This window comes from Prevotella sp. HCN-7019 (assembly GCF_037890215.1).
Taxonomy (GTDB): Bacteria; Bacteroidota; Bacteroidia; order Bacteroidales; family Bacteroidaceae; genus Prevotella.
This window is the reverse complement of the sequence record NZ_JBBKBO010000009.1, coordinates 75536-101149: the sequence shown is the minus strand read 5'-3', so window position 1 is coordinate 101149 and position 25614 is coordinate 75536. Positions and strand designations below refer to the sequence as shown.

General features: G+C 37.4%; 25 protein-coding genes. 13 read left to right on the top strand and 12 right to left on the bottom strand.

Going from position 1 to position 25614, the window contains the following annotated elements:
- The first annotated feature begins 18 nt into the window (after nucleotides 1–18).
- The 3 genes from WKT13_RS11310 to WKT13_RS11300 all read left to right on the top strand — a co-directional run bounded on the left by WKT13_RS11310 (nucleotide 19) and on the right by WKT13_RS11300 (nucleotide 3465).
- Nucleotides 19–2373, top strand: coding sequence for a hypothetical protein (locus WKT13_RS11310; protein WP_340323954.1), 2355 nt, complete (start codon nucleotides 19–21; stop codon nucleotides 2371–2373).
- Nucleotides 2363–2716: a hypothetical protein gene (locus tag WKT13_RS11305; RefSeq protein ID WP_340323953.1), complete on the top strand. Its 354-nt coding sequence runs from the start codon at nucleotides 2363–2365 to the stop codon at nucleotides 2714–2716. The genes WKT13_RS11310 and WKT13_RS11305 overlap by 11 nt, the downstream gene beginning before the upstream one ends.
- Nucleotides 2717–2781: 65 nt before the next feature.
- A complete protein-coding gene (locus WKT13_RS11300; RefSeq protein WP_340323952.1) occupies nucleotides 2782–3465 on the top strand; it encodes a hypothetical protein in 684 nt (227 codons plus the stop codon).
- 213 nt (nucleotides 3466–3678) lie between these two features.
- On the opposite strand, the gene WKT13_RS11295 is transcribed toward WKT13_RS11300, so the two are convergent.
- The 7 genes from WKT13_RS11295 to WKT13_RS11265 form a co-directional block, all read right to left on the bottom strand.
- Nucleotides 3679–4902, bottom strand: coding sequence for a primase-helicase family protein (locus WKT13_RS11295; protein ID WP_340323951.1), 1224 nt, complete (start codon nucleotides 4900–4902; stop codon nucleotides 3679–3681).
- The gene (locus WKT13_RS11290) at nucleotides 4887–5261 is read right to left on the bottom strand and encodes a helix-turn-helix domain-containing protein (protein ID WP_012055862.1); all 375 of its coding nucleotides are present in this window, start codon (nucleotides 5259–5261) and stop codon (nucleotides 4887–4889) included. Before WKT13_RS11290 ends, WKT13_RS11295 begins: the two co-directional genes overlap by 16 nt.
- Before the next feature lie 91 nt (nucleotides 5262–5352).
- Complete coding sequence (locus WKT13_RS11285; RefSeq protein ID WP_340323950.1) at nucleotides 5353–5976, bottom strand: mobilization protein; 624 nt, start codon at nucleotides 5974–5976, stop codon at nucleotides 5353–5355.
- Between the two features lie 461 nt (nucleotides 5977–6437).
- The gene (locus tag WKT13_RS11280; protein WP_117699877.1) at nucleotides 6438–7547 is read right to left on the bottom strand and encodes a site-specific integrase; all 1110 of its coding nucleotides are present in this window, start codon (nucleotides 7545–7547) and stop codon (nucleotides 6438–6440) included.
- Nucleotides 7548–7672: 125 nt separating this feature from the next.
- Nucleotides 7673–8578, bottom strand: a complete 906-nt coding sequence (locus WKT13_RS11275) for a helix-turn-helix domain-containing protein (RefSeq protein WP_340323949.1) — start codon at nucleotides 8576–8578, stop codon at nucleotides 7673–7675.
- A gap of 281 nt (nucleotides 8579–8859) precedes the next feature.
- Nucleotides 8860–10257: a tRNA uridine-5-carboxymethylaminomethyl(34) synthesis GTPase MnmE gene (gene mnmE, locus WKT13_RS11270; protein ID WP_340323967.1), complete on the bottom strand. Its 1398-nt coding sequence runs from the start codon at nucleotides 10255–10257 to the stop codon at nucleotides 8860–8862.
- A gap of 187 nt (nucleotides 10258–10444) precedes the next feature.
- Complete coding sequence (locus WKT13_RS11265) at nucleotides 10445–10942, bottom strand: GAF domain-containing protein (protein ID WP_340323948.1); 498 nt, start codon at nucleotides 10940–10942, stop codon at nucleotides 10445–10447.
- Nucleotides 10943–11116: 174 nt separating this feature from the next.
- Between WKT13_RS11265 and WKT13_RS11260 the strand changes: the two genes are divergently transcribed.
- From WKT13_RS11260 to WKT13_RS11250, 3 genes are all read left to right on the top strand, one after another.
- Nucleotides 11117–11878 (top strand): tRNA 2-thiocytidine biosynthesis TtcA family protein, encoded by a 762-nt coding sequence (locus tag WKT13_RS11260; protein ID WP_340323947.1) that lies wholly within the window; start codon nucleotides 11117–11119, stop codon nucleotides 11876–11878.
- A gap of 18 nt (nucleotides 11879–11896) precedes the next feature.
- Nucleotides 11897–12271 (top strand): DMT family protein, encoded by a 375-nt coding sequence (locus WKT13_RS11255; protein WP_298620509.1) that lies wholly within the window; start codon nucleotides 11897–11899, stop codon nucleotides 12269–12271.
- 1186 nt (nucleotides 12272–13457) lie between these two features.
- Nucleotides 13458–14090, top strand: coding sequence for an HAD family hydrolase (locus tag WKT13_RS11250; protein ID WP_340323946.1), 633 nt, complete (start codon nucleotides 13458–13460; stop codon nucleotides 14088–14090).
- Between the two features lie 87 nt (nucleotides 14091–14177).
- On the opposite strand, the gene WKT13_RS11245 is transcribed toward WKT13_RS11250, so the two are convergent.
- The 5 genes from WKT13_RS11245 to WKT13_RS11225 all read right to left on the bottom strand — a co-directional run bounded on the left by WKT13_RS11245 (nucleotide 14178) and on the right by WKT13_RS11225 (nucleotide 19642).
- Complete coding sequence (locus WKT13_RS11245; RefSeq protein ID WP_340323945.1) at nucleotides 14178–15416, bottom strand: ABC transporter permease; 1239 nt, start codon at nucleotides 15414–15416, stop codon at nucleotides 14178–14180.
- Nucleotides 15417–15455: 39 nt separating this feature from the next.
- Complete coding sequence (locus WKT13_RS11240; protein ID WP_340323944.1) at nucleotides 15456–16205, bottom strand: ABC transporter ATP-binding protein; 750 nt, start codon at nucleotides 16203–16205, stop codon at nucleotides 15456–15458.
- A 16-nt stretch (nucleotides 16206–16221) separates the two neighbouring features.
- Nucleotides 16222–17400 carry an efflux RND transporter periplasmic adaptor subunit gene (locus WKT13_RS11235; protein WP_340323943.1) on the bottom strand — a complete coding sequence of 393 codons (1179 nt, stop codon included), beginning with the start codon at nucleotides 17398–17400 and terminating at the stop codon, nucleotides 16222–16224.
- Nucleotides 17401–17423: 23 nt separating this feature from the next.
- Complete coding sequence (locus WKT13_RS11230) at nucleotides 17424–18764, bottom strand: TolC family protein (protein WP_340323942.1); 1341 nt, start codon at nucleotides 18762–18764, stop codon at nucleotides 17424–17426.
- A 272-nt stretch (nucleotides 18765–19036) separates the two neighbouring features.
- Nucleotides 19037–19642 carry a riboflavin synthase gene (locus WKT13_RS11225; protein ID WP_340323941.1) on the bottom strand — a complete coding sequence of 202 codons (606 nt, stop codon included), beginning with the start codon at nucleotides 19640–19642 and terminating at the stop codon, nucleotides 19037–19039.
- A gap of 855 nt (nucleotides 19643–20497) precedes the next feature.
- Here WKT13_RS11225 and WKT13_RS11220 point away from each other — a divergent pair.
- Genes WKT13_RS11220 through nuoK form a run of 7 tightly spaced genes read left to right on the top strand, consistent with a single transcriptional unit; the run spans nucleotide 20498 to nucleotide 25610 of the window.
- On the top strand, nucleotides 20498–20848 hold the full coding sequence (locus WKT13_RS11220; protein ID WP_340323940.1) for an NADH-quinone oxidoreductase subunit A: 351 nt from the start codon (nucleotides 20498–20500) through the stop codon (nucleotides 20846–20848).
- Nucleotides 20839–21495 carry an NADH-quinone oxidoreductase subunit B gene (locus WKT13_RS11215; RefSeq protein ID WP_298620523.1) on the top strand — a complete coding sequence of 219 codons (657 nt, stop codon included), beginning with the start codon at nucleotides 20839–20841 and terminating at the stop codon, nucleotides 21493–21495. Before WKT13_RS11220 ends, WKT13_RS11215 begins: the two co-directional genes overlap by 10 nt.
- A 13-nt stretch (nucleotides 21496–21508) precedes the next feature.
- The gene (locus WKT13_RS11210) at nucleotides 21509–23077 is read left to right on the top strand and encodes an NADH-quinone oxidoreductase subunit D (RefSeq protein WP_298620524.1); all 1569 of its coding nucleotides are present in this window, start codon (nucleotides 21509–21511) and stop codon (nucleotides 23075–23077) included.
- Nucleotides 23078–23105: 28 nt separating this feature from the next.
- Complete coding sequence (gene nuoH / locus WKT13_RS11205) at nucleotides 23106–24188, top strand: NADH-quinone oxidoreductase subunit NuoH (protein WP_340323939.1); 1083 nt, start codon at nucleotides 23106–23108, stop codon at nucleotides 24186–24188.
- A 51-nt stretch (nucleotides 24189–24239) separates the two neighbouring features.
- Nucleotides 24240–24767, top strand: coding sequence for a NuoI/complex I 23 kDa subunit family protein (locus WKT13_RS11200; protein WP_298620528.1), 528 nt, complete (start codon nucleotides 24240–24242; stop codon nucleotides 24765–24767).
- Between the two features lie 15 nt (nucleotides 24768–24782).
- A complete protein-coding gene (locus WKT13_RS11195; RefSeq protein WP_298620530.1) occupies nucleotides 24783–25298 on the top strand; it encodes an NADH-quinone oxidoreductase subunit J family protein in 516 nt (171 codons plus the stop codon).
- A 3-nt stretch (nucleotides 25299–25301) separates the two neighbouring features.
- Nucleotides 25302–25610 carry an NADH-quinone oxidoreductase subunit NuoK gene (gene nuoK, locus WKT13_RS11190; RefSeq protein WP_298620532.1) on the top strand — a complete coding sequence of 103 codons (309 nt, stop codon included), beginning with the start codon at nucleotides 25302–25304 and terminating at the stop codon, nucleotides 25608–25610.
- Nucleotides 25611–25614: the final 4 nt, after the last annotated feature.

The window sequence follows — 25614 nt, the reverse complement described above, 5'->3', positions numbered from 1 at the left end:
AATATAAATTAACGTATCATGTATCCAATTGCAATAAAACTTTTATCCGATAATGAGAGTCTTTTGGAATATGAGCAATATGCTAATACAAAAGATTATATAATTTCATTTGAGCATGTAAAGAGACGACTTGTCTCTATAGAAAGAATGTCGGATATAAAGAAAAATGATAATTTTTATGAGGATATGGGACAGATTCAAATGGATAAATATAAAAGTCTTGCTCATTTCCTGTATAAAATGCCACAAGATATATCCAATGATTTATTATGTAATATTGGAAATTGTATCTATATAAAGAAGGAAGGATTTAATGTTTGGATGGATATACTTACTTATATCCCTCCAACTATCCTTATTGCTGGATATATTTATGGCAATTTGGAGTATTCTTTATCTACCATGTCTTTGAAAGAACTAAAATACTTGATAGAGAAAAAACTTAGTCAGTTTAAATATACATCTCATCCTGTAGTATATCTGCCGGAATTGAATTTCTTAACGAAAGAAGTTGGGCTACATGACTTGCATATACATTTGAATGGTTCTACGGAGTCGGATATTGTGTGGAATTATATGCTAAAACATCCATATAAAACTATAAAAAATTATGCTGATGAATTCAATAATAAACATTCTGTCAGAAAATTGGCAGAGCAGACAACTTTAAATTTTACACCGGAAAGGTTTGGTGAGAGATTGCTTGAAGCTGAAAAGATACGTTCGTATATATGTAAAGTTATTTCAAATAAAATCAATGGTGTAGATGGGGATAATAATGTAGATGAATATTCGGTTAGTAATATATGGTTTATAGATAACACTAAATCTTTTTTTCCGATAATTGATGAAATATTGTTCTATTTATATGTTTTTGATTATCTGTCACGATATGAGAATGATTTTATAGCATGTAAATTTCATCATTATCTTTTAATTAAGGGAATAATACATAGATTATCCGTAATGCAATGCTCGCAATATGGTTTTACTCAGTTTCAATATATAACTGAAACCCCTTCGAGATATGGCGTAGAGACAAGTTACAAAAATCGCTTTTTACAACTTTCAGGTGCAGGGGCAAATAAGTATTTATCTTTTATTGAGGGAAGATTTTCTCCTGGAAAGAATAAATTTGAGATAAATAATCTTGTGCGAAGAATATATAAAGGGTTTAATGAGGCTAAAGCAGAAACTGATTCTCGTTTACTGGATGATATAGAATTGTACTTAGTTGCGCATTTTATAAAGAAGAAAGAGAAGAAGGATGTAAAGAACATTCCAATAAGACACAGAGTTTTAAGAACTGATTTACGTAAGAGGGCATTAGCTTTAGTACAGTATGTCAGAACTAATAATAAATATGGATGTAAAATAAAAGGAATAGATGCTGCCGCAAGTGAATTTGATGCTGGTCCGGAAGTCTTCGCACCTATATTCAGGTTTTTAAGAAAAAACGGAATAGCCAATTGTACTTTTCATGCAGGTGAGGACTTTAAGCATATAGTATCCGGTATTAGAAGTATTTATGAAGCTATTCTTTTTCTTGAATTAAGACATGGTGACAGATTAGGGCACTGTACAGCTATAGGTATTGAACCGCAATTATGGATGGATAAGACCGGATGTAAATGTATAATTTCGCAAGGAGAGTGGCTTGATAATATGGTATTCTTATGGTTCTTAATAAAAGAAACAAAAGAATCCCGTTTGCAGCAATGTATCCCTTTGTTGGAAAGTCAGATTTCTGAATTTTCTCATAAAGTATATGGAAAAATATTTCCACCGTACGTTTTGTCTGAAGCATGGAAATTAAGAAAATTCGATCCATTGCTTTATGTGGAAGAAAAGAATTTCTCAGATTTTAATCCTTTTATTATTGAATCTTATGAGAAAGATAAAGAGATAAGGCAGATGTTTGAGAATGATGATATAAATGAAATTATGAAGATTTATCATAGAATCTCTTTCAATGTCAATGATGAATATGACAGGTTAATTGAAATAGAAAGTGGGAGAATTCTTAATCCAAATGAAATGTGTATAATTCAAGGACTTGTTTTGTATTTTCTTAATAAAAAAGGTATTGCAATAGAAACTTTACCTACAAGTAACCTAAGAATAAGTTATTATGATGAAATAAAGGAATATCATTTAAAGAACTGGTTGAATAATACTTTATCGAGTTATACTCCTCCAGTGGTTTTGGGGACAGATGATCCAGGTATATTTTCTACTAATATTTTTAATGAATATGCCCGTGCTTATTTGCATCTTGAAGAAAACAAATTATCTTCGCATGAGATTTATAATATGATGTCTTTTATACATCGTAATAGTATAATATACAAGTTTGGTGGAAATGACAGATGAGAAAAGAGCCGCTATAGCGTTTATTTGCGGAAATAAATATAGAAAATTTGTTGCAACCAGATTATTTGACTATAACCGCAACAAATATATTCCATATAATATTCAGAAAAATATGTATGGTTTTAATATGTTTGATTATGATAGAGGATCTTATCTCAATGGTAATGATAATCAGATTTTCGATTTTGCAACAAGCTCATATATACAGATAGTATATAATAATTTTTCCTTCTCCGGATTTGATTATCAGTCTGGAACTTCATTTAATGGTATTATTAATAATGATAGTGTATCAATTTATGATTATGAGAGTATGAGGTATTATAATTATCATATTCAGTAGGTTAGTATGAAAAAGTTGTATTGAGTGATATAATTTAATTTTGTTTGAACCTTTAATTTATGATTATGGACACAGCTCTTTCTAAAATCATTGACCGAATATCAGAGACACTAAATTTTTTCGATTTCTCATTTATTGTTTCTGGTTTGGTAACCTTTGGGATTATTTATTGTAGTATAAATAATATTTATACTTTTGATATAAGTGGATATAGTAAAACTGCAATTATTATTGCAATTATTGTATTGGTATATGTAAGTGGACTTGTTTCTTTTTCAATAGGTAAATGGTTAAGGTTGAAAATGTTATGTATTTGGAATAAAGAATACTTTAATGATGTATTCAATAAAGTTCTTTCTTTTGTTAATTCAGATCCCTATTCTGTAAATGAGGAAATATCGAAATATTTAGATGCAGATTTTAGTAAAGATAAATACAAGGGTGTTTATTCTAAAATGTGGCTGGATTTAAGACATTGTGAAGAGGCTAAAGATACAATAAGACATCTAAACCGCTTTTGGATGATGCAGGCTGTATATGAGGGATTGTTTACATCTTCAATTATTGGTTTGCTCTCTAGTTTTTATTTTTGGTGTGATAAAGATTCTGGTTATTTTATGATTACCTTTATTCTTTCTATTATAAGTTCGTTTTTTTGCTCTTTAGAAGCAAAGCGTTATGCTGAAACTCAAATTTGGGAAGTAGTAATAGCTTATAAAAAATTTATAGTTTGCAATAATAGTCAATGAAAACTTTAACAAATGATTTAAAAGAGTATTTTATGATGATATAAAACAGAAAATACGTTGATTTTCAACGCCTCCAATGTTAGGGAAGAAAAAAGGCTCAATGCCTCAAATAAAGAAACATTGAGTCTTTATTCTGAATTATGATGAAAATTTGATGAGTTACAAATCATTCATTCCCTTTTGTTTAATAACAATATTCATCATTTCATCAAATCATCGGAATTTTCTAAGAAATTCTTTTGTAATGGTATAGTAGCGGCCAGTTTTCTTTTCTTCCCGATACGGAGGGCCTGGAGGGAAGTTTTTTATGAAGGTTGAATAAGCAAGAGAATTGTCAGTAGGTGTAAGTCTCCAGTTCCTTTTTAAAATGTTTCTAATCTGATAGGTTTCAACCTTGATATTACTAAGCATTAATAATTGTTGAATGTCATTAATACAGAAAGTCAATTTATCCTGGCTCATGGTATCCATGATATTTATGCAGATTTCAGCGAGGTCTATTTCTGTATGATTCCTGCTACAATTGATAATCCTGTCGAGAGCTGGCGTATGTATCTGTTGCGGATTGAACCACATTCTACTTTCTTTGTACGTAGTAAGTTGACGGTGTTGAAGAAAGTGAAGAAATGCTGGAATTTCCGTGATTAGTTTTTGAAGAAAACTCGTATCGTCATTTTTGAGAGGATTAATTTTTCGCACCCAATAACGTGTTTCTCCCGGTTCTATAAGAACAGGGGTATCTTCATTATTGGAACACATGATGAATTTACCAAAAAATTGCACTTCACAGCGGTCTTTACCCTTTGCTTCAATCTTGTATACACTTGCTGTACTTAGATTCTTTAATCGTTCAGAATCCTCTCTACGGTTAAGCAACACTTCGTCAACTCCAATGAGTAATTTGCCGGCCCAATCAGCGTTGAACTGGCTATGAAAATCTTCGTTGGTGTTAAATGTGACATTATCCTGAAAGATTGCTTTCAGAAAATTCAGGAAAGTACTTTTACCGGTGTTTCTTTCCTGAGAAACCAAAAGTAGAATTGGTAGTTTCTGTACTGGATTGAGATAAAGAAGCTGAAAGTAATCCATACCTAACTCATAATGTTCCCCGAAAATATGAAGAATAAGTTCTTGTATATGTGGAAACTTCCCTTTTTGTGGGGTATGGGTAATCGGCTCATACAGATTAAGGAACGAGCCAATATTCCTCTTATAATCTACGTGACTTGGTACCGTGCAGAAACCATCGTATTTAGGAATACTTGCTATGAAGTCTTTCCCATGATCATAACGTAAAGTCCCCATACTCCAAGGGACTCTACGCTTGGCAAATGTGCCATTAATAAGAGGTTGAAAAACTATTTTATAGAGTGTGGTACCAACCCTTACGTATTCATCTGTCATTTCAATTTTTCCCATATCTAAAATTCCTCCCATCCTGATTTTGGCTTATGTTTTACTCCTTTTTGTATCTCTTTGTATAGGCTCTCTTTGTCAATCGGTTTTTTCCTGCTTTTTTCCATCCACTCCATAAGTTCGGTACGTTTGAATTTAAGCATTTTCCCAGGTTGGTAATAGGGAATTTTATTTGCCTGAACAAGAGCATAAACCGTTGGCTTAGCCAGACTGAGTATCTCACAAGCCTCGTTAATACCAATCATTTCTTCCTTTGCTGCTGTCTGTCTCTTTAATAACTGCTTCATCTCATTAATAGAAATCGTCAGTTCTTCCACCTTCTCCAATAGAAAAGCTGTGGCTTGAGGTAATTCCTCGAAATTTAATTTCATCTTCATCATTTTTAATTGATTTTCAGCAAAGAAAGATGGTGTATTATTGGTTAACTGGTGGATTATAAGTTAACCAATGGATAGTAATGTTTTTTCTATATTAATCCCTTGAAAAGGGAAGAGATTGTGCAACGAGCGGTGTTCCGATAGGAATAATTTTTATTGTAAACCGTCCTTCATTACAGGTGAGTTTGCTGGAAATGGTCAGTATTTCTGTATCTTCAAGCATAAGCTGAAAACTTTTTTTGATGAAATGTGCTATTTGCATGTTTGAGCATCCTAACCGTTTCCCGATATTTCTAGCTAAATGGTATAAATCTTTTGATGTAACTCCATTCAAACGACGTAATACAGCTGTCTTTATTTCTGTTTTATTGTTTAAGGCCATAATATTTTCTTTCATGACACTCATTTCATTGCTTGTCAGTATATCTTTGAAAGTAGCTTCAAAATAAGACATGACTTCTTTTATTGTATCATCTTTTTCTTTTTTGATACGTTCTCTATCCAATCTTACTTCTTCCTCATGAGAGTACAATATAGAATTTTCTGTCTTTTCTTTATCATCATCAATGGTTTTATGAAATAGTTTCATCGATAGTCTACCATTCCTTTTCGTATTTCCCTGTATTTTGTTAATTCTTTTATTTCTTTGATCTTGTAATACATCAATAAAATTACATATTGTAGGTACAATATATTTACAGTAAGCTGTTTCAACCATAAATATGATTGTAATAAAAAGTAGTGTAGTGAAGAGTGAGTATAATACAAGATCCAGACTATGTGGAGAGTTTCCTTTCAATATCAGATATCTGGGAATTGAGGTAATTGAACATATTGCAGTTACATATATTACAGCAAAATGGAATAAATTTAATCTTTTCATAATTAGTGATTTTTTATTATTGATTTTGATGCAAATATATTTTTGAAGTATCAGAAATTAAAGGAAATGATTACAAAATGTCTGGTTTTTAATATAATATAAGTATCATACTTCGTGAAATCGCCAATCATACTTATAAAAAAACGAACAAAGAAAATTCACATTTTTAACTGAATTTTGTATTGTTACATAAATGAAAAAGCCGTTGGGAAACTCCGATTTTCCCAACGGCTATACATATAAAAACTTTTGATCACTGTTGCATGTTTATTTCAGATATGCAATTTTATTGCATATTACTTTAGTGATATCTTATCGACAGTTTCTCTTTTCTTTTCACTTACTAATTCAGCATAGATTTGTGTTGTTGCAACATTCTTATGAGTAAGCATTTTTGACACTGTGAAGATGTCCGTACCGGCTGCGATCTGTAGTGTAGCATACGTGTGCCTAAAGCAGTGGAATGTTATATGTTTTTGAATACCAGCTTTCTTTATCCATGCTTTAAGAGGATATCCAGTCATGCAACGGCGCAGTTCTTTGAACACTTTACCTGTGCCCGGTTCTCCACAAAGTGCGTATGCTTCATAACTGATAGGGAGTAAGGCTTCTGTCTGTGTCTTTTGCGTACGAAGACGAATGCAATGTCCCAAATCAGGGGCTGTGCATAAATTTTCCCACTTAAGATTCAATATATCACTGATGCGTAATCCGGTAAGACATGAGAAAAGCGATGCATTTCTTAATACAGGTATATCGCATGGAGTTGAAGCCAGAGTTTTTAATTCATCTTGTGTTAAAAACTCTTTATGAATATCCCTGCTTTCTATCTTTTCAAGAAAATCATTGGGATTTTCACGTAAATATTTATCTCTATATGCAAGTTTTAAAACTCCTCGGAATAATGAGAAATAACTAGCAGCTGAATTACGAGAAACCATTTTATCTGTATGTTTTAGTTGCCTTGCATGGAGAAGATAGTCTCGGAAGCGGTTACATAGGTCAACAGTTATTTCTCCAAACATACATTTGCCATTGACAAATTTCTCAAAGTGCAGATAAACGATATGCCATTTATGATCTTTCTTACGACATACTTCTTTGAAATATGCCATAAAATCGGCTCTCATTTTGTGTCTGTCCATAAATCCAAATTCTTCATTGATTACAGCCTCTTGTCGGCGGCATCTGATAAGTTCGGCTTTAGCTAGGATTTCATTATTGTAATCTAGCTCAATTGCATTCTTTGGGGTTGCATAAATGTAAAATCCTAAATATTCACGTCTGCTCAGTTTCATTGTTTTAGGATTACGTACAGCAGGGTAGTAGTCCAAATAAAGAGAGATTCGTCCGTTTCTTATAGGGCGTTGTCTTAATGTTACAGTAGTACATGTTTGTTGTCTCATAATATATAATGTATTAAAATTTATATTCAGGTTTAATTCTTATTGTAGTGATAGCAAAATAAACAAGTGTATTTCTGGTGGTGTGGTTATCTTAAAGTTAACCACAGGATAACCAGTAAATAGCATTAAATCGAAGGTGGAGCAAGCAGATCATCAAGCTCTTTGCGCGATATCTTGATATATTTTCCCTCCTGCACTTTACTGATATGATGCCATTTTACATAGTGATACAATTGGTCACGTGTGAGGTTGTATTTTTCCATAGCTTCGGCTGTCGTATAATATTCTGGTTCAGCCTTAGCAAGACCTTTGGCAATATCTACATGCTTTTTGGAATAGAATACCTGTCGCTTGATTTTTTTCTTAGGAATAGCAAATCGTGAAACAAAAGAATATATTGCACTTGTTGTCATTCCAAACTTTTCCGTTAGATCTTCTACAGAATACCATTCCGTAATGTTGGAGTCCGCTGCTTTAGATGCAAAATATTTATCAAAATGCTTGGCACTCCAGTATGTTTTTCCTCTCTTGAAAACTTTGGGTATATTTTGTTCTTTCCCGACTTTAAATATCCACGATTCGTTTACTCCATATTTACTTGCAACTTCAGCGGTAGTATAAAAATCAGTAATAGGAGTGTGAGAGATTCTATTTCGTTTTACATAAGGGGTAGAACTCATCATTGAGTCTATGTCAGACTTATGTATAATGGTAAGTCTTGTACTCAATTTTATTGCCTTCAGTTGTCCACTATAAATATAATTATATACTGCTCTTGATGTGATTCCTAGAAGTATTCCAACTTCTTTTATTGAAAGATATTCTTTTTGATTAATTACACTAAAGGTATGTTCTTGAGATACTGTTAGATTTTCTGATTCTGCCTTTTTAACAGTATTGACTCTCTGTCTCATTTTATACGCCCTATCATTACATGATTTTGAACAAAAGCGTGTAGATGTTTTCAAGGCATAAAATTCTTGTCCGCAGTATTCGCAGATTTTCTTAATTCTAATTTTGCTTGCTGCCATTTTACATTCATTTTTTATGTTAAACACTATATTTATTACTCCAATTATGGACGCAAATAGTTGTATCATATTGAACTATATTGTACCATATTGAAATCTCTCTACTACCTTGCAAATCGCAAAATACCCAAATCAGCCCATGCGGTACAAAATCGACACAAAAAATGAATGAAAAACCATTAGAAACCATTATTATATGGTAGATGGCAAAAAGAAAAGGCGCTCAAAATGAACGCCTTACTAATTAAATATGATAGATGTTTATGGTTTGTAATACTACCTTATTTCCCGATGCAAAAGTGCTTAAATATATTCCCGAGTACCTCATCTGTGGTTATTTGTCCGCCAACGATTTCTGCGAGATGGAATAGACATTCACGTAAATCCTGGCTTAATAAGTCGCTTGGAATTTGTTTGGACATACCTTCTTGCACACGGTGAATTGATTCAAGTGCATGGTTTAGTGCCTCGTAGTGACGGATATTGCTTACTATGACATCGTTTTGTGATATGTCTGGCAAAGCGACGTAATCAACTAAAAGTTTCTGAAGTTCAGAGATGCCATTTTTCAGTTTTGCAGATAACGGCATTGTATGGACATTTTCTGGAAGATTATTTAACTTTATATTGGAACTATTATCTATAAGATCAGTCTTGTTAAATACAATAATTAAGTGTTTGTCTTTGCAGCGGGGAATAATCTGGTCAGCCAATTCTTGATATTGTTCTTTTGCACTGGTGGCATCGATGATCCAGAGAACTATTTCTGCCTGATCTAATTTCTGAAAGCTACGTTCTATGCCAAGACTTTCTATTGCATCGTTTGTTTCACGTATTCCTGCCGTATCAATAAAGCGGAATGTTATGCCATTTAGGTTTATTGTATCCTCTATAACATCGCGCGTTGTGCCGTGTATGTCGCTCACGATGGCACGTTCCTCATTCAACAGGGCATTCAATAATGTTGATTTACCGGCATTTGTCTCTCCGACGATTGCTACGGGTACTCCATTTTTAATAGCATTACCAACACTGAACGAGTCAACAAGGTGTTGTATGACTTGTTCAATATGTTGTGTGAGGTTTTTCAATTCGGAACGGTCTGCAAATTCCAATTCTTCATGGTCACTGAAGTCGAGTTCCAGTTCCATGAGAGATGTGAGATGGAGGAGTTTGTCCCGCAAGTCGGAAAGTTCGCGACTGAATCCTCCACGCATCTGATTTATTGCCATGCGGTGTGTCGCAGCAGAAGTAGAGGCAATGAGGTCAGCCACTGCTTCTGCCTGACTCAGGTCCATCTTGCCATTTAGAAAGGCTCGTTGAGTATATTCACCTGGCCCGGCGGCACGGCATCCGTTTTTTATCAGTATCTGCATGACCTGTTGCAGGATGTATGACGAGCCGTGACATGAGATTTCCACAGAATCTTCACCTGTATAAGAATGTGGTGCACGGAAAATGCTTACAAGAACCTCATCGATTATATCATCTTCATTGTTAACGATATAACCAAAGTTTATAGTGTTGGCCTTGCGCATCTCCAGTGGAGTATGATGTCCGTCAACGGGTCGGAATATTCTGTCTGTTATTGTGATAGCTTCCGGTCCCGATACTCTTATTATTCCGATTGCACCTCCCTGGGCTGTCGCAATAGCGCATATCGTATCTTTATGTTCCATCATATATGTAAAATGAATTTACTGCAGAATCTGTCTTGCAAAAGTAAGCAAAATATCCGGAATATTATTATACACGCGCTGTGCTTCAACGGTGTTTATCCATATTATAAACTGTTTTCTATGAAAAGAGTGCGAGCCTCTTATCTGACATTTTATACAAATGATGTCTGGACTGATGTTATGATGATTAATGTTCTGTATAGATGGTTGAGGCTACAAGTTTGCAGATTTCTTCAAGATAATGCTTGTCTGTTTCGTCAAAAGAGTTCAGACGGTCGCTGTCTATGTCAAGAACGGCCATGACACTGTTTTGATATAACAGAGGCACTACTATCTCTGATTTTGACAGTTGGCTGCATGCAATATGACTGGGAAATTTTTCCACGTCAGGAACCAGTTGGGTTTGTTTCTGTTCCCATGCGGTTCCACATACACCGCGTCCTTTCTTTATCCGGTAGCATGCCACACTACCCTGGAATGGTCCAAGTGATAGTATATCGTCCTTCACAATGTAGAAGCCTACCCAGAAAAATCCGAAAGCCTCTTTCAGTGCGGCCGAAACATTGGCCATTACACTTATTTCGTCGTATTCCTGACAAATGAGTGCTGCAAGTTTCTTTATAAACTCTTCGTAACGAGCCTGCTTGCTGTCTGCTGCAGGGTTGAAATCTATTTCTGTCGCCATAAATATAATATTATGCAGAGAACTGTATCTGCTTTTTATTCAGTTGAAAACGTGTTCGAATGTCAATTCTATTTTCAAAGTTACTGAAATTATCCGTCATTCTATCAATCTTTTTTTTAAATTCTTTCTCAAACCGTTATTTTCATGTAATTTTGCATGTTCAAATTGTTAAGAATGGCAAAGTACAGTGAGGACGAGGTGTTGTGGAGACACATTCTGGCACGTTTTAACAAAGGAATCAGCCAATATGGATTGATAGAAGATGGTGACAGAATAATGGTGGCATTGTCCGGTGGAAAAGATTCCATGGCTCTCTTGTCGTTGCTTGCAGAAAAATCACGTATATTCAAACCACGTTTTTCTGTTGTCGCTGTGCATGTGGTTATGACGAATGTCGGCTACAAGTCAGACCTTGACTATCTGCGTGCTTTTTCGGAAGATCTCGGTGTTCCGTTCTTCCACGTTGAAACGTCGTACGACTATTCTGAACAGTCGGGAAAGCCTCATTGTTTCTTGTGCTCATGGAGTCGCCGCAAGGCTCTTTTCGCTAAGGCAAAGGAGATGGGGTGTAACAAGATAGCGCTCGGTCATCACATGGATGATATTCTTGAGACATTGCTGATGAACATGCTGTTTGCAGGCAGTCCAAGTCCCATGGCTCCGCTTCTGAAGATGAAAAAGTTTGACATGACGCTCATCCGTCCGATGTGTCTCATCCGTGAACGGGAACTTGCCGCTCTTGCTGAGAACCGCAGATTCCGCGAGCAGACAGTGAAATGCCCGCACGAACGCGCCACCAACCGCACAAAAATGAAGAATATTCTGGCCGAGATGGAAAGCATCAATCCTGAGGCATGCTATAGTCTTTGGCGGTGTGTGGACAAAATTCTGTCGACAGTGTCGGCCGACGACGGTGATGGTGATAAGATTTTTTAGGATAATAACAAATATATTATGGCATTACAAAGTGTTTATTCGGTAATTTTACTGATTTTTTCGAATGTGTTCATGACTGTGGCATGGTATGGCCATCTTAAGATGAAGGAAGAGTTCAACTGGTTTGCGTCGCTTCCTCTTATTGGTGTGATAGCTTTCAGTTGGGCGGTAGCATTCTTCGAATACTGTCTGCAGGTACCGGCTAACAGAATTGGTTTTAAAGATAATGGCGGTCCGTTTGACATCATGCAGTTGAAAGTGATTCAGGAGGTAATCACCCTGACCGTCTTTACTGTATTCTCTGTCATTGCTTTCAAGACAGAGCTGCGCTGGAACCATTTTGTGGCTTTCGTACTGCTTGTGTTTGCTGTATATTTCATATTTAAGAAATAAAATATTATCGGCTGATTTACAGATCCGCCACATTGTGTCTTTTCACTAATGTGGTATTGTTACAAATATGATGACAGATTCGTATGGATTTATGATAGCATATATCCGTACGAATCTGTTTTTTGTGAAATCTAAACGCATGTGATTGATATAAAATACATGTAATTTGATTTCTGTGCCGTGAAAATACATTGTGAGATTACAACGGGCCCAGTATGGGATTCTGCGGAGACAGGCTTCATTAAGAAATAAAAAACTGCGGTTTCAATCCCGGAACAGTGTCGTTTCTTTCTGCAGAAATGAAAACAATATGGCGCACTTACAGATTTTCATCATTCAGTGATTTTTTCGTCCGGGTTTTCTGTTCTACCCCAAAAAATAAGCGCGCATTTGCGTGCTGACTCTTCCTTGGACGCAAATACGCGAAAAATGAGAAGTGTTTGTAATATATTGTATATCAGTGGTTTGTTTTTTGCAACCTTTGGAACGTCGTGCAATAAGCACCATTTTAGCACGTGATATGGGCCATATCAGGGCTTAAAACGTTCCATATTGCACCCTGAAATAGACGTAAACGGAGGTTGATATGGGCATTATCAGAATGCCAGATGAATTATTCCGGACTACGCTACAGGTAATGCTACAATGCTGTACATGCAGAAATGGCTTTTATTAAGTTTTGTTTGACGTGTCCATACATATTTCTTCCGATTTTATTTTGTCAAAATAAAGTCAAGAAAAATCGTAAGTTCATTGCCTGAGTTTTCTTTAAAAACGATAATGTCTGGCATACAGAATCGTACATGAAACATGCTGTGCCCTCGTGGTTGAAGATTTATCGTTTGGGCTAATGTGAATATGAATATATAACTATGTGGGTAAATGTACGGTCACTGTCTATACTTCAGTGCAGTCAGGATGTTTGCCCGATATTCAATAATACTATATGAATAAACTAATTTATATAGTATTTCTATCGACCTATAAAAGGAACATAATGATATGTAGTACATAATGATTTTGTGAGATTATAACATCATGATGAGGCTGTTTTTGTGTAAAAGGTGATTGTTTTTATATGGGGCAAATAGGTGTCAGGTTGATTTTTCTTTCATTTATTATCGTCTGTACGGTATGTTTTTGTAAATTTGCGCCGTATTATAAAATTTATAATAAGGATAACAATATGTACGAAACTTATGTTTTCGATCTGGATGGAACATTGCTTAATACGCTTGACGATCTGGCCGCAAGTTGCAACTATGCGTTGAGATATTGTGGAATGCCAGAACGCACAACGGATGAAGTGAGGCGCTTTGTTGGTAATGGTGTGAAAAAACTTATGGAGCGTGCAGTTCCCGATGGAATGGATAATCCTCGGTTTGATGAGGCTTACGATGTGTTCCGTAGTCATTATCTTGAGCATGGCCTTGACACCACACAACCTTATCCGGGGGTGATGCAGATGCTTGCACGGTTGAAGCGTGACGGTAGGAAGGTTGCTGTGGTGAGTAACAAATTTTATGCCGCCACACAGGAATTGTGTCATCATTTCTTTGACGGTTATGTGGAAGTCGCGATAGGTGAGCGTGAGGGCATACGGAAAAAGCCTGCTCCCGATACTGTGATTGAAGCTCTGAAAGCGTTGGGCGCAGATAAAAAATATGCAGTTTATATAGGCGACAGTGATGTAGACGTCATGACGGCACGCAATTGCGGTATGCCGTGCATCAGTGTGTTGTGGGGATTCCGCGACCGCGATTTTCTGACGAAACATGGAGCGACAACGTTTGTAAACAGTCCAGATGAGATAATATGAATTAAAAAGAAGCCGGCCGCATGATATATTGCGGTCGGCTTCGCTCTTTTCTATCCAACTTTTATTATTACATGAGCCGTTTTGCTCTTATTCATATCGTATAGCTTCTATCGGGTCTAGTTGTGCGGCTTTCTTTGCAGGATACCATCCGAAGAACACACCGGTGAATGTGCAGACTGCAAAACTCATTATGATGCTCCACGGCTGTATGAATATGGGCCAGTGGGCAAAGGCATTCACTGCATAGGAAGCTCCCACGCCTATCAGCACTCCAATAATACCGCCGGTTACACTCAGCATGATTGCTTCGATGAGAAACTGGTTCAGAATGTCTATGCCACGTGCGCCGACGCTCATTCTCAGACCTATTTCACGGGTGCGTTCTGTTACACTCACATACATGATGTTCATGATGCCGATACCACCTACTATGAGCGATATGCCTGCCACACATCCCAGGAGTACGGTAAGCATGTCTGTGGTTGAGTTCATCATATTTGAAAGTTCCTCCTGAGAACGTATGCTGAAGTCGTCTTCATCGCCGGGAGTATCTTCTGTGGCTTCTTTCAGTTTGTGGGTGCGGCGCAGTATCTGTGTGATTTCTTCCGTAGCTTTGTCTGTCACATTTTCAGTTATTGCAGAACATGTGATTCCTCCCAGATACGTTTGTGCCAGGATACGTTTCATGACGGTGGTGTAGGGGGCCAGTGCAAGATCGTCCTGGTCCATTCCCATTGAGTTGTAGCCTTTTTTCTTGAGCACACCAATAACCCTGAATGGTATTGAGTTGAAGCGTACAACTTTTCCGATTGGGTCAGAGCCATCAGGAAAAAGGTTGTCAACAACAGTCTGGCCGAGAATGCATACTTTCGCACTTGATTTGATGTCGGCATCTGTGAATATCTCGCCGTCGCTTACAGAGAGCTGTCTGATGTCAAGATAATCCTGGTTTACACCGTATATTGTTGACGGAGTATTATTGTTGCCGTATATCCACTGTCCGCTGCTTGTTACAGTCGGGCTTATGCCTTTGATATAGTTGCATTCATCCTTTATGGCTGTATAGTCCGTTATTTTCAGGGTTTCCATGGAGGAAGCGTCTTGTCTTACTCCTCCACGCATATCGGCGCCCGGATGTATCATGATCATGTTCGAACCCATTTCGGCTATGTTTGCCTGTATGCTTTTCTTCGAGCCTTGTCCGATGGCAAGCATTGTTATGACCGATGCAACGCCGATGATGATGCCCAATGCTGTCAGAAATGATCGCATCTTGTTGGCTGCGATGGCTTTCAGTGCTATTTTGAACAGATTCGCGTAATTCATCTTTTTCTATATATTATTTGTTCTGTTTGCTGTGGTTGTTCAGTCTTCATTGTTTACCGGCAGTGCAGCCAGTCCCTCCTTTGCTGAAAGGATGCTGTTGTTCACTTCATCACTTATTATCACTCCGTCGCGCAACATGATGTTGCGTGATGAATAGTTTGCAATATCCGGATTGTGAGTGACGAATATTATAGTTCGTCCTTCTGCATGAAGTTTTTGGAACAACACGAGAATTTCGAATGAAGTACGGGTGTCAAGGTTACCGGTTGCCTCGTCGGCAAGTATTACGGCCGGATTGTTTACCAGCGCACGTGCTATGGCTACACGTTGCATCTGTCCTCCGGACATCTGATTCGACTTATGATACATACGGCTCTCTAGTCCTACTGCCTTCAATGCTTCTGTGGCTCGTTCTAGACGTTCTTTTGCGCTGACTGCAGAGTTGTACATAAGCGGCAGTTCCACATTCTCTATGCTTGTAGTCTTGGGCAGTAGATTGTAGTTCTGGAAGATGAAGCCTATCTTTTTGTTACGCAACGTGGCACGTTGCGATTTTGACATCTTGCGTACGGATATGCCGTCGAGGTAATATTCTCCACTGCTTGGGGTGTCAAGGCACCCCAGTTGGTTTAGCAGTGTTGATTTTCCAGATCCGGATTTGCCCATGATTGTTACAAACTCGCCTTCGTGTATCTTGAACGATACTCCTCGCAGCGCATGCACGGTTTCGTCGCCAACGATGAAGTCGCGCTTCACGTTCTGAAGTTCTATAACTATCTTTTTCTCCATGAAAATTCAGTTTTTATTACTTCTTTTTCTTGTTTTTATCAGGTGGACCTGGGGCAAAAGGACTACTTTCTGTTACAGCTTCTTCCGGTTGTTCGTCGGTTATTACGCTGATACCTGTAATGACTTTTGTTCCTGATTCTACGCCTTTCAGAATCTGTGTGTGTGTACCGTCTGTAGCACCTATGCTTACGCTATGGGCTACAATTTTATCGGCTTCCAATGTCCACACCTTGTTTTTTCCTTGTACGTCTTGTATCTTTCTGTTGCCGACAGTTTCTTTAGTCGGTGTGTATCTTAAAGCTTTGCTTGGTACGCACAGTACTCCGTCTATTTCAGCTGTATAGATTGTGACGTTGGCTGTAAGTCCAGGTTTCAGTTTGAGATCCGCATTTGGAGCGCTTATCACAACTTCATATGTCACAACATTGTTGGTTGTGGTTGCTTCTTGTCTAACCTGTGTTACGGTTCCTTCAAATGTATCGTCTGGGAAAGCGTCGACGGTGAAGGTAACTCTGTCGCCTTCTTTGACATTACCTATATCTGCTTCGTCAACATCGGCCACCACACGCATGTCTGTAAGGTCTTGTGCAATGGTGAATAATTCTGGAGTGGAGAAACTAGCTGCGACTGTCTGTCCCTCTTCTACGGCTTTTGACAGAACAACTCCATCAATCGGGGATGTGATGGTGGCGTAACCAAGATTGGTCTCAGCGCGGTTCACTTCTTCCTTAGAGGATGCCGCCTGTTCTTTTGCTTGCTTGTATGACAACTGTGCGTTTTCAAACTCGTCTGCGCTTACAAGCCCTTTGTCGTAAAGAGTCTTGTACCGTTTGTAATTGGCAGTCTGGTATCTCAAGTTGCTTTCGGCACTTTGTAGGTTTGCTTTAGCAGTGTTGAGTTGGCTGATAAGATTTGTTTTGTCAAGTTCAGCAATAACCTGTCCCTTTTTTACAATACTGTTGTAGTCAACATAAAGTTTGCTGACAATACCACTGACTTGTGTACCAACGGTCACTTCGGTTACCGGTTCAATTGTACCAGTGGCTGTGATGCTGTTTCTTATTGTCGCCGGAGCTGCTGCGACAGTTTCGAAAGTGACTTCCTCTTTCTTTTTGTTGCCGGACAGCATCCACATTATCAATGCTATTATAGCCAGTACACCGACAACAATCCATAATTTACTGATTCTTTTCATCTCTCTCTATTTTCTGTGTATTGTTATTTTAATTTACCTGTTTCATAGAATTTTAACATGTCAATGTTGAGTATCGCAAGATATTTGCTCTGTAACTCATTCTGCTGAGCTGTAAGCAGATTGTTTTTACCAGTCATAAGTTCAACTATATTTTTAAGTCCTTGTGCGAACTGTTCACTGAGAAGTTCGTAACTTGCTTTTGCGCTTTCTGTGGATACTTTGGCTGCCTTGAACTTGTTCTGGTTGGTAACAGCCTGCAGCCAGTAGTTTTCTACGGTGGAGTAGAGTGTTGTTTGCTTGTCCTGCAGTTCCAACATGTAGTTCTCTTTCTGTATTTTTGCTTTGTTTACAGCTGTTTTAGATGATCGGTTGTCGAACAATGGAATACTTACTGTAAATCCTGCTCCTACGTTTACATTGTTTTTCAGCTGAGTGCCCCATGCATTGTCACTCATTGAGGTCGTGTTTGTTGAAACACCGGCATTCAGTCCTATGGTTGGCAGTTTCTGTGCTTTTGCTATTTTTATGCTCAGATCACTGCTTTCTATGCCGAGTTTCGCATTCTTTATCTCTGGTCTTATGCTGAGCGTGGATGTATATACGTCGTTCAGAGCCGGTATCTCGCTTAATGCCATCTCGTCGGTAGTTTGAGGTATGGCAATGTCAAATTCCTTGTCGTCTGCGATCTGGAGAACCTGTTTGAGTTGGCGTTTGTAGTTTCTCATATTACTTTCTGCTTCGACTACATTATATTCGTCCTGTGCCCGTTGTGCTGTGAGTTGGGCAAGATCAGCCTTGCTTATTTTGCCGACATCGAACATTTCCTTGCCGCGTTCTTCATTTTTCTTGCTGGTTTCCAAACTTTCCTTGCACACATTGATGGCGTCGTTTGAATACAAGATCTGTACATAGAGTTGTGCGATCTGCTCTTGTATGGAATTGGCTGTTTCTGCAGAATCAAGCTTGGCTTGCTCAGCTGTAAGTTTGTTGAGTTTTATAGTGTTTGTGTTGCGTCCTCCGTTCCATACAGTCCAATTGCCACTTACACTGTATGAACCGCTATAATAGATTTTGTCAACACTAGACTGGACATATCCGTTGTCAACAGTAGCTTTCCCTTCTTCCGGCCACGGGCGGTATGTTCCGTTTTGGGATGTAGAAAAACTTAGTGAAGGTAGAAGATCTGCCTGACTTTGTTTTATATCTTCAATGGCACTGTACTCCTGCAATTTGGTTTTCTTTAATGAGATATTGTTTGCCAATGCGTAGTCAATGCAATCTTTTAAAGTCCATTGCTGTGCCATGACATCAGAAATGCATAGTGCAATCATGGCTGTTAGACATGTTGTTCGATACTTGTTCATTTTGTATGTTTTAAAGTTTTATATTTCTTTTATGTTGTCTATAAATGTCTCTCTGTTGCAATTTTTTTTGCTACAATCAGTTAGATGAAAAATTATCCAAAATGTTTATCATGATGGCCGTTTCTTAACATTCTTTTTTACAAAAGCCCTGGTTTTGTAGCTTTTTGTAACAGTTCCTCATGTTCAATATTGTTATGATTGCAGGCTTTTATGAAAACAAAAGAGGCAGAACGTTTGATTCTGCCTCTTTTGTTTTATAGTTTGGTTTTATACTATCTAGTCAGAGAATTAAGTCTTGCAATATATTTTCCGAGTATGTCAAATTCAATATTTACGATACTTCCGATTTTTATATTACAGAAATTTGTATTTTCGAACGTATAGGGAATTATAGCGACTGTAAATGTGTTTTCTGTAGGATTGCACACAGTCAGTGATACCCCGTTTACTGTGACAGAACCTTTGTCAACAGTGAAATATCCACGACTGGCCATATCTTTATCAAAATTGTATTCAAAAGTAAAGTATGTGGAACCATCAGCATCTTTTATATCTTTACATATTGCAGTTCCATCAACGTGGCCTTGTACAATGTGTCCGTCCAATCGTCCGTTCATTTTCATGGAACGCTCTATATTGACATTGTCTCCAGGTTTGAGAAAACCGAGATTTGATTTGTCAAGAGTTTCTTTCATCGCAGTGACTGTATAGGTATCATTTTCGATGTTTACAACAGTCAGACATACGCCGTTATGGGAAATGCTTTGGTCTATTTTCAATTCATTTATAAAGGAGCATTTTAAGGTTAGATGAATATTTTCATGCTCTTTTTGTATTGCGACAACTGTCGCCATTTCTTCTACTATACCAGAAAACATAATGTATATTTTATTATTATTTATGAAAAAGCATTCTATTTAACCTCCAATAATAAGATATGTTTATATCTTTGAATATGGAGTGATTATATAATATGTAAAGAGAGTTAAATAGAAAAGGGGTTGCCCGATGATGTGATGAAACTCCGAGCTTATAGGATTTGAGAGCTCTCCGTCTTTGTAATCCACCGGCTATACAGCTTAGTCCTTTGAGGATTTATGTGGCCCGCCATTAACAAGAGAAACTTCCTCGGTTTTGTTTTATATTGATGAGTATCCCGATCAAACCGGAACAACCCCAGAATTTCTTTTTTCTAATGCAAAGATACGTTAACTATCGCACATTGCAAAATATAAATTGCATTTTTATAGTTTTTTTGTTATTGAACAATATTGTCTGTAAATAAATGGAATATTGTGGGGAATCAAATTCTTTTTTTCTAAAAAGGTAGCCTTTCGGTTTGTATAATGACCTAATTTATAAGGTGTATTTAGTAAAACATAGAATACTATAGTTCGTCATGACTAAATGGCAATGGATGTGGTATGGAAATCGTTGTATATAATTTGAATAGATGTGTCTGTTTTATTTTATTGATATGTAATAAAATAGGTTGTAATAACCTGTATATCAGCTTATTTTATCAGTGGTTTATATGTGTGTAATGAAGGTTTTAAACATAAATAAATATTTTTTTTATTATTATGGGATATTCGGATATTTATTATTAACTTTGCACGTTGAAATAAGCGGTGTACACGTTTGTGGTGTAGAAAATATTCTATTACGCACTTTAAAAATAGCATGAATACGATTTTTCCCTGCAAACAAAAACGTAATATTTTATATATTTTATGTATTTTATCTTGTTAATTACCGTTTTAATAACGGCTGTTTTCTTGGTAGTAGCGGCTTATGTGATTGCAAAACTCATAGGCCCTCGTACATTTAATAAGGTGAAAGGTGAACCTTTTGAGTGTGGAATTCCTACTCATGGATCATCATGGATACCGGTATATGTCGGCTACTATCTTTTTGCCATCCTGTTCTTGATCTTTGATGTTGAAACAGTGTTTCTTTATCCTTGGGCAGTAGTGGTGAAGGACTTTGGTGCTATGGCACTCGTAAGTATCGGGTTCTTCTTGTTAGTACTTGTATTTGGCTTGGCTTATGCTTGGCGGAAAGGAGCGTTGGAATGGAAGTAAAGAAACCTGTTATCAAGAGCATTCCTTATTCGGAATTCAAGGACAATGATTCTCTTGAGAAAATTGTTCAAGAACTTCATGAGGGTGGCGTGAATGTGGTTACTGGTTCTTTGGATCAAATGATCAACTGGGGACGTAGTAATTCATTGTGGTCTTTGACATTTGCGACAAGTTGTTGCGGAATTGAGTTTATGGCAGTTGGATGTGCCAGATACGATTTTGCGAGATTTGGATTTGAGGTGACCAGAAACTCTCCACGTCAGGCCGATTTGATTATGTGTGCCGGAACAATTACAAACAAAATGGCTCCGGTTTTCAAGCGTTTGTATGACCAGATGGCGGAACCAAAATATGTGGTTGCTGTTGGAGGTTGTGCAATTTCAGGCGGTCCATTCAAGAGTAGTTATCATGTTGTCAAGGGTATTAATGAAATAGTACCTGTTGATGTTTATGTTCCAGGTTGCCCTCCACGTCCAGAGGCAATCCTTTATGGAATGATGCAACTTCAGAGAAAGGTAAAAGTTGAGAAATTCTTCGGAGGTGCAAACCGTAAGGAAAGAAAACCGATAATTGTTGATGGAAAAATAGATAAGTCTATGTTAAATGATGCAACATCTGTTGACATGAACAAAGAAGGCAATATTTAATTAAAGGAAGGATATGAAATTAGAACATAAACTTTTTGAACTTAAAGATTTTGCCGTACAAATGGCAAAATTGAAAAACGAGAAGCATTTCGACTTCCTTGTGACAATTGTCGGAGAGGATTTCGGCGAAGAAGGACTAGGATGTGTTTATATTCTTGAAAACACAGATAATTATGAACGGATAAGTGTAAAAGTTGTAAATCCTGACCGTGAAAATGCATATATTCCTACAGTAAGTCATTTATGGAAATCTGCTGATTTCTTGGAGCGAGAGGTCTTTGATTTTTATGGCATAAAGTTCCTTGGTCATAAGGATATGCGCCGCCTTTATTTGCGCTCTGACTTTAATGGATATCCTTTCCGTAAGGATTATGACATGAGTCCTGAAAATAACAGATATACTCTTGAGGATGATCCGGAGCCAGATTATACTGTTGAATATAATTTGGATGATAACGGAAAAATCAAGGAGACATATCATAAACTTTTTACGGATGATGATTATGTGATCAATATTGGTCCTCAGCATCCGGCAACACATGGTGTGCTTCGTTTGCAGACAATTCTTGATGGTGAGGTAATACGTAAGGTATATCCACATTGCGGATATATACATCGTGGCATCGAAAAGATGTGTGAAAGTTATACGTATCCTCAGACATTGGCGTTGACAGACCGAATGGATTATCTTTCGGCTATGATGAACCGTCATGCACTTGTTTCTGTTATAGAAGAAGCTATGGGAGTGGAGCTTAGTGATCGTATAAAGTATATTCGTACGATAATGGATGAGCTTCAGCGTCTGGATTCCCATTTGTTGTTCTATGCTTGTTGCGCACAGGATTTGGGAGCGCTTACAGCATTTATTTATGGAATGCGTGACCGTGAACAGGTATTGAACGTAATGGAGGAAACAACAGGTGGCCGTTTGATACAGAATTATTATAGAATTGGTGGATGTTATGCTGATATAGATCCGAATTTTGTAAATAATGTCAAGAAACTTTGTACATACATTAAACCGATGTTCAAAGAATATAATGACATCTTTACAGGAAATGTTATTCTGCATAATCGTTTTGTCGGTGTTGGAAAACTTTCACGCGAGAATGCGATCTCTTACGGTTGTACTGGTGGTACTGGTCGTGCATGTGGATGGCATAATGATGTCAGAAAACATCATGCATATGATATGTACGGAAATGTTGATTTTGATGAGATTGTTTTGAATAATGGCGACTGTTTCGATCGTTATATGGTACGTATGAAGGAAATGGAGCAGAGCGTTAGAATTCTAGAACAGCTTATTGATAACATACCGGCTGGTGATTTCTATATAAAGCAGAAACCTATAATCCGTGTCCCGGAAGGCCAATGGTATAAGTCTGTAGAAGGAAGCCGTGGTGAGATTGGTGTGTATCTTGATAGTCGTGGCGACAAGAGTCCGTATCGTTTGAAATTCCGTCCGATGGGTCTTCCGCTGGTATCTGCACTTGATGAAATGTTGCAAGGTGAAAAGATTGCGGACCTCATTTCTGTCGGAGCAACACTTGACTATGTGATACCAGATATCGACAGATAATTCATAAATAATAAATCATTTTATCAAAATGTTTGATTTTAGTATAGTTACAACATGGTTTGACAGTCTTCTGCGCGATACTTTGGGCTTGGGCAGTTTCCTGTCAGTCCTTATCGAGTGCGTACTGGTCGGCTTGTTTATTCTTACCGCGTATGCGTTGCTGGCTATAGTGCTTATATTCATGGAGCGCAAGGTTTGTGCATATTTCCAATGTCGTCTCGGTCCGATGCGTGTCGGTCCATGGGGCGTATTTCAGGTTTTTGCTGACGTTGTGAAAATGCTCATCAAAGAGATATTCTTTGTAGATAAAGCTGATAAACTACTTTATATTATAGCACCTTTCCTTGTGTTGATCGGTAGTGTTGGTGCATTTGCGTTTATGCCATGGAATAAAGGTGCTCATATAATAGATTTCAATCTCGGAGTATTCTTACTGACAGCAATATCAAGTATTGGTGTTGTTGGTATATTCCTTGCTGGATGGAGTTCAAATAATAAGTATAGTGTTGTATCAGCAATGCGTGGTGCAGTACAGCTTATTTCTTATGAAATGTCTCTCTGTCTGTGCCTTATTACCGCAGTTGTACTTACAGGGACAATGCAGTTGTCTGGAATAATCGAGGCACAGGAAAGTGGATGGCTGATATTCCGTGGGCATATTCCTGCAATTATTGCTTTTATAGTTTTCCTTATTGCTGGAAATGCAGAGGCGAATCGTGGCCCATTTGACCTTGCCGAAGCAGAGAGTGAGCTCACTGCAGGATATCATACGGAATATTCGGGAATGGGATTCGGCTTTTTCTATCTTGCAGAATATCTGAATATGTTTATAATTGCAGGTCTTGCAGCAACTGTTTTCTTAGGAGGATGGATGCCTTTGCATGTTGCCGGATTGGATGGATTCAATACTATAATGGATTATATTCCAGGTATTGTATGGTTCCTTGCCAAGACATTCCTTATAGTATGGATTATGTTGTGGATTAAGTGGTCATTCCCACGTTTGAGAATTGATCAGATATTAAAATTAGAATGGAAGTATCTGATGCCTTTGGCACTTCTCAATCTTGTAATTATGACATTGGTAGTAGCTTTCGGACTTCACTTTTAATATAAGTAAAGTGTAATATTTCAAATATCATTCGTTGACTATCATATAGAAATGGAAAATAATAAAACATACTTTGGAGAGGTTAAGGATGCGATAAAATCTTTGCTCACCGGTATGGGTGTGACTTGGAAAGAATATTTCACAAAGAAGGTCACAGAACAATATCCGGAGAATCGTAAGACAACATTGCATGTCTCTCAAAGACATCGTGGCAGACTTGTAATGCCACATGATGCAGACGGCAATACCAAATGTATTGCATGTACATTGTGCGAAAAGGCTTGTCCGAATGGCACGATAAAGATAACAACAGAGATGGTAACAGACGAGGAAGGAAAGAAAAAACGTCGTCTTGTTGATTATCAATACGATTTAGGTGATTGTATGTTCTGTGAATTGTGTGTACAGGCTTGTCCTCATGATGCAATCAAATTTACCAATGATTTTGAGAATTCAACATTCAGTCGTGATTCATTGGTTTTGCATCTTGATAAGGAAACATCTTATAATCCATCATTACCAAATCTTCTTGATGGAGGGGCCGAGTTTGAGATAGGAACATTTAATACAAAAAAATAGGAGGAGACGTAAAAAATGGCTAATATGGTAATGTTTATAATTCTTGCTGTCTTCATCCTTGGCTCAGCTTTGGTATGTGTTACGACAAAGAGAATAATGAGAGCCGCAACATTCTTGTTGTTTGTGCTTTTCGGAGTTGCAGGTCTTTATTTCCTGCTTGATTATACGTTCTTAGGCGCTGCTCAGATTTCTGTGTATGCCGGAGGTGTAACTATGATTTATATTTTTGCAATACAGCTTGTCAGCAAACATACTCTTCAGGGGTTATACGAGAAATTGCGTGGAAGCCGAGTGATATGTGGCGCTTTGCTTTCTCTTGTTGGTCTTGTAACTGTAGTTGCTATTTTATTAAAGAATGAATTTATATCTATGGCAGCACAATTGCCAGACACAGAAGTGCCTATGGAGCAGATCGGTCACACTCTTATGGGGGCTGACAAATATCAGTACATACTGCCATTTGAGTTTATATCTGTGTTCTTGCTGGCTTGCATTATCGGAGGTATAGTAATTTCAAGAAAGGAGAAGTAATACATGGTACCAGTAGAATATTATTTTGTGCTTTCTGCACTGTTGTTTTTTATAGGTGTATTCGGTTTCGTTACACGCCGCAATCTGATAGCCATGTTGATTTCTATAGAGTTGATACTCAATGCGGTTGATATAAATTTTGCAGCGTTTAATAGAATGCTGTATCCTGGCCAGATGGAAGGTATGTTTTTTACATTATTTTCCATTGGTGTTTCTGCAGCCGAGTCAGCCGTGGCTATTGCTATCATTATTAATGTTTACCGCAACTTCCACAGTGATCAGGTGAACAGTATTGAAAACATGAAATTTTAAGTGT